Genomic DNA, 5,438 nt, shown 5'->3' with positions numbered 1-5,438 from the left:
CCGGGGACGCCCGCGCCACCGTGGTGGCCGTGGACCTCGCCACCTTCGAGGAGGTCCTGCGCGACTCCATGACCGTGCCGGCGGTGCTGGTCCTGTGGAGCCCGCAGCAGCCCGGTGCGCTGGAGTACGTGCAGATGATGGAGCGCGTCGCGGTCTCCATGGAGGGTGCCTTCCGCCTGGCCACCGCCGACGTGGGTGCCCAGCCGGAGATGCTCCAGGCCTTCCAGATGCCGGAGCTGCCCGAGCCGTTCACCATCGCCATCCTCGGTGGGCAGCCGATGCCGCTGTACCCCGGTGCCCAGCCGGAGGACGAGGTGCGCGCGGTGATGCAGAACCTGCTGACCGCCGCTGCGGAGAACGGTGTGACGGGCCGCGCGATGCCGGGGGTCTCCGGCTCGGTGTCCGAGGGTGTGCAGGCCGGCGCGGGTGCCGAGGCGGCCCAGGAACCCGCGGAGCCCCTCTCGCCGCACCTGGAGGAGGCCTACGCCGCCATCGACGCCGGTGACTTCGATCGCGCCGTGGCGGCCTTCGACGCACGCCTGGCCGAGGAGCCGGGTGACGAGGAGGCGCGTCTGGGGCGTCAGCAGGTGGTGCTGCTGGCCCGGGCCGGGTCGCTGGACGCCACCGCCGTGCGCGAGGCCGCGGCCGCGAACCCCACCGACGTGCAGGCGCAGCTGCAGGCCGCGGACCTGGACATGCTCGGGGGCCACGTGGAGGACGCGTTCGAGCGCCTCATCGACACCGTCAAGGTGACGGCCGACGACGACCGCACCGCGGCCCGCGAGCGGCTGCTGGAGCTCTTCGAGATGGTCGGCTCGGCCGACCCGCGCGTGCGGACCGCGCGCAGCAAGCTCATGAGCGCGCTGTTCTGAGGGGGCGTGGGGCCCAGTGGGTCCTGTGCCGGCCGAGGGCCGTCGACTGCTGCGGTGGTCGGCGGCCCTCGGGTTCTCCCGGGCAGGGGTCACGCCGGGAGCAGTACAGATGTTGCACGTGAAATCGGGTGTGTGTATGATGGAGGCGTCGGCAGGGGAGCCGGCGCCGGACGTGGGCAGGACGACCGTCTCAGGGGGTGATGACGTGGCCACGGCTGTGGGGGAGGGGCCGCTGGGGGTGGTTCCCGGCATCGGCCGCGCAGGGCAGGCGGCAGCCGTCGCCCGGCGGGCAGCGGGCCTCGTGGGGGACCTGGAAGGCCTGCGCACCGGGTTGTGGGCGCTGGGGTCCGACGACCTCGCCGAGGTGGTGGGGGTGCTCGGGAGGCTGGTGCAGGCCGCGGAGGCGGCAATGGCGGGAGTGACCGCCGAGGCCGTGGACAGGGGAGTGGTCCGGTCCTCGCGTGCGGCCGGCACCACGGCGTGGGTGCGCCAGAACGCGGGGGTCACGGAGCCCGGGAGGGCACACGCCGTGGCCTCGGTGGCCGAGGCGACCCTGGAGCGGGGCACCGAGTCGTTGGCCGCGGCGGTCTGGGGTGGGGGAGTGAGCGTGGGGCACGCGCACACCATCCTCAGGGAGTCACGCAAGGTGCTGCCGGTGCTGCCCGGGGCTGACCGCAGCGAGGTGCTCGGGTACTACCTGCAGCGGGCCGGTGTGCTGGACGAGCCGGGGCGCGCGGGAACCACCCGGGAGGCGCTGCTGCAGCTCACCAGGGAGGTCGTGGCCCGGTTCGGGCAGGACGCCCTGGACCACGAGGACGAGCGGGCCAAGGAGTGCTCGTCGCTCACCGAACGGAGACTGCCCACGGGGTTGGTCCGGTTCCAGGTCGACCTCAACCAGCCCGATGCCGCCCGCTTCCGCCGGGCGGTGGACGGGCTCGCGGGGCCGCGGTCCCGTGTCACCGAGGACGGTCAGCGCGTGCGTGATCCGCGGTCGGCCGCGCGACGGCGGGCCGACGCATTGCTGGAGATCGTGGAGCGGGCCCAGGCGGCGGACACCTCCGCCACGGCCGGCGGGTGCGGGCTCGCCGGGTCCACCACCCTCATCGTGACGATGGACCACCGCACCCTGCAGGAGGGACTGGCACAACTCGCGCCCAGGCGGCGGGGATGGGGGCGCGGCCTGCCGGGGCCGGTGGCCGACGCGGGCCGTACGGCCTTCGGCACGACCACCCGTGGCGAGGTGCTCACCCCTGCCGAGCTGCGGCAGATGGCCTGCGACGCCGACCTCGTGCCGGCGGTGCTGGGCACGGATTCCGCGCCGCTCGAGCTCGGAAGGTCCGAGCGCTTCGCCAGCGGGGCGCAGCGGGCGCACGCCGCACTCCGGGACGGCGGGTGCACCTTCCCCGGCTGCGACCGACCGCCGGAGTGGTGCCACGCCCACCACGTCGTGCACTGGGCCGACGGGGGGCCGACGGACGCGGACAACCTGGCACTGCTCTGCGAGAGGCACCACACGGTGGTGCACCGCGACGGCCTCACCGCCTCGCTCGAGGACGGGCGCTGGGTGTGGCCCGACGAGCGGGCCGGTCCCTGAGTCCGGAGAGGAGGCAGGGGTGGCCGGTCGGGCAGAGGAGTGGCTGGTCAGGCAGTGGAGCCTGGCCAGGTAGAGCGGCGGCTGGTCAGGTCGTGGGGCGGCCGGTCAGCCGGCCGTGCCCTCAGCGGGCCTGCTCGTCCCCACCTGCCTGCCCGTCCAGTGCCTCCCCGTCCGGGCCCTGTGGGTCGTCGGTCACCGGGACGAACCACACCGCACCCAGCGGCGGCACGCGCACCGCGGCCGAGGCGGGCAGCCCGTCGGCGGGCACCTCCTCGGCCACCACCTCGCCCGGGTTGCCCACACCGGAGCCGCCGTAGCGGGTGGCGTCGGTGCTGAGCACCTCGCGCCACCGGCCGGCGTGCGGCAGGCCGACGCGGAGGTCCTCGTGGGGTCCGTCGGAGAAGTTCACGACCACGGCCAGCGTGCCGCCCGGGGCCGCCGGGTCGTGGCCGGTGCGCAGGAAGCTGATGACCTGGCCCGCGGCGTTCTCGGAGTCGATCCAGCGGAAGCCGGCCGGGTCGTGGTCGAGCTGCCACAGGGCCGGCAGCTCGGCGTACCGGGCGTTGAGGTCCTGCACGGTGGCGCGGACGCCGGCGCGCAGCGGGTCGCCGTCGATGTCGAAGTCCAGCGACGCGCCCTCGGCCCACTCGCGCGGCACGCCCAGCTCGGAGCCCATGAACAGCAGCTTCTTGCCCGGGTGCGCCCACATGAACGCCAGGTAGGCCCGCACGCCGGCGTACTTCTGCCAGGTGTCGCCGGGCATCTTGGTCACCAGCGAGCCCTTGCCGTGCACCACCTCGTCGTGGCTGAGGGGCAGCACGTACCGCTCGGAGTACGCGTACGCCATCGAGAAGGTGAGGTCCTGGTGGTGGAGACGCCGGACCTCGGGGTCCCGGGCCACGTACTCCAGCGAGTCGTGCATCCAGCCGGTGTTCCACTTCAGCGAGAAGCCCAGCCCGCCCTCGTAGGTGGGGGTGGTGACCCCCGGCCAGGCGGTGGACTCCTCGGCCACGGTGACGATGCCGGGGTGCAGCCGGTGGGCGGTGACGTTCACGTCCTGCAGCAGCTGCACGGCCTCGAGGTTCTCCCGGCCGCCGTACTGGTTGGGGGCCCACTCGCCGTCGGCGCGCGAGTGGTCCAGGTACAGCATCGAGGCCACCCCGTCCACGCGGATGCCGTCCACGTGGAACTCCTCCAGCCAGTACAGGACGTTGGCCACCAGGAAGTTGCGCACCTCGTTGCGGCCGTAGTCGAACACGTGGGTGCCCCAGTCGGGGTGGTCGCCGCGGCGGGGGTCGGGGTGCTCGTAGAGCGGCTGCCCGTCGAAGCGGGCCAGGGCCCACTCGTCCTTGGGGAAGTGGCCCGGCACCCAGTCCACGATGACGCCGATGCCGGCCGCGTGCAGCGCGTCCACGAGGTGGCGGAACTCGTCCGGCGTGCCGAAGCGCGCGGTGGGGGCGTAGTAGCCGGTCACCTGGTAGCCCCAGCTGGGCGCGTAGGGGTGCTCGGCCACGGGCAGCAGCTCCACGTGCGTGAAGCCGCACTCGCGCACGTGCTCCACCAGCTGCTCGGCCAGCTCGCGGTAGCCCAGGCCACGGCGCCACGAGCCGAGGTGCACCTCGTAGACCGACATCGGCCGGGCCAGGGGGTCCTGGGTGCCGCGCTGCGCCATCCACGCCTCGTCGGTCCAGCCGAAGTCCCGGGCGCTCGAGTCGTCCACCACCGATGCGGTGCCCGGCGGCACCTCGGCGCGGCGGGCCATCGGGTCGGCCTTGGTCACGGTGGTGCCCTCGGCGGTGGTGACCTGGAACATGTACCGCTCCCCGGCGCCGACGCCGGGCACGAACAGCTCCCACACACCGCTGTCGCCCAGGCGGCGCAGCGGGTGGGCGGTGCCGTCCCACTGGTTGAAGTCGCCCACCACGCGGACACCGCGGGCGTGGGGCGCCCACACGCTGAAGCCGACGCCCCGGGTGGTGCCCATCGGGCCCTCGACGCGGCGCAGGTGGGCGCCCAGCACGGTCCAGAGCCGCTCGTGGCGCCCCTCGCGCACCAGGTGCAGGTCCATCTCGTCGATGCCGGGCGGCTGGCGGTACCCGTCGTCCTGCAGCCGCGGCTCGGCGGCCTGCCCGCGGGTGCTCGCGGCCGGGCCAGGCAGGGGCCGTACCACCTCGAGGCGGTAGTCGGTGGGGGCGACCCCGGGCAGGTGCGCCCCGAAGATCCCCTCGGCCTGGTGGGTGAGCTCGTGGCGCGACTCGTCGGGCAGCACGGCCACCACGCGGCGGGCGCGGGGGCGCAGGGCACGGATGACCACGCCGTCGGCCACGGCGTGCAGGCCGAGCACCGCGTGCGGGTCGCTGCTGCGGCCCTGCACGATGCGCAACGCCTCCTCGCGACTCACCGTGGCGGGGTCGTCCTGGCCGGCGGCAGGGGAGGTGTCGCCGCCTGCGGGAGAGGCGTCACGGGGGCCGGTGGCCCCGGAGCCGAACGTGAAGCGCGTCGCACCGGCCCGGCGCGACCGGGTGGGGCCGGGCTCGTCCGCCCCGTCGGAGCGGGTGCGGACGTCGTCGGACTCCGGGCCGCTCACCCGGGAGCCGGGGGTGCCGTCCCCGTCGGGGGAGAGGGCGTCGTCCCCGCCGGTCGACCAGCCCTCGCGAGCGTCGGCGGGCCCTGCGCCCGCCGCGCCACCGGTGGTCCCACCGGCGACCGTCGTCCGCTGCGTGACGGCCGGGCTGAGGGTGATGCCCAGCATCCGCTCCAGGGCACGCACCGGGATGGCCGCCCAGTCGGGGCGGGTGCGGCGCTCGTGCACGGCCTCGTAGAAGGCCTTGTCCACCTCGAGTGCCTCCAGCAGGGCGCGGGGCTCGGCCGCCCGGGCACCGGCCACGGAGGTGTACCCCTCCAGGAAGGCCTCGCGCACGCCCTGGGCCCAGGCGTCCAGCTCGGCGCGGCCCGCGGCGTCGAGCGGCGTG

Annotated in this window: 3 protein-coding genes; 2 read left to right on the top strand and 1 reads right to left on the bottom strand. The window is 75.0% G+C overall.

Annotation, left to right across the window (positions count from 1 at the left end; all coding sequences use genetic code 11):
* The coding region (locus tag HMPREF3099_RS05140; RefSeq protein ID WP_141761998.1) for a tetratricopeptide repeat protein at positions 1-872 on the top strand (872 nt) is incomplete at its 5' end.
* Positions 873-1,077: 205 nt separating this feature from the next.
* Entirely contained in the window at positions 1,078-2,466 is a 1,389-nt protein-coding gene (locus HMPREF3099_RS05135) for an HNH endonuclease signature motif containing protein (RefSeq protein ID WP_237769747.1), read from the top strand.
* A gap of 121 nt (positions 2,467-2,587) precedes the next feature.
* Here HMPREF3099_RS05135 and glgB read toward each other — a convergent pair.
* Positions 2,588-5,438: 1,4-alpha-glucan branching protein GlgB (glgB, locus tag HMPREF3099_RS05130; RefSeq protein WP_141761997.1), on the bottom strand; the 2,851-nt coding region annotated here is incomplete at its 5' end.

Source organism: Kytococcus sp. HMSC28H12, from assembly GCF_001816045.1.
In the GTDB taxonomy this organism is placed as follows: Bacteria; Actinomycetota; Actinomycetes; order Actinomycetales; family Dermatophilaceae; genus Kytococcus; species Kytococcus schroeteri.
The sequence above is the reverse complement of the archived record's forward strand: the minus strand, read 5'-3'. Positions and strand labels throughout refer to the sequence as shown.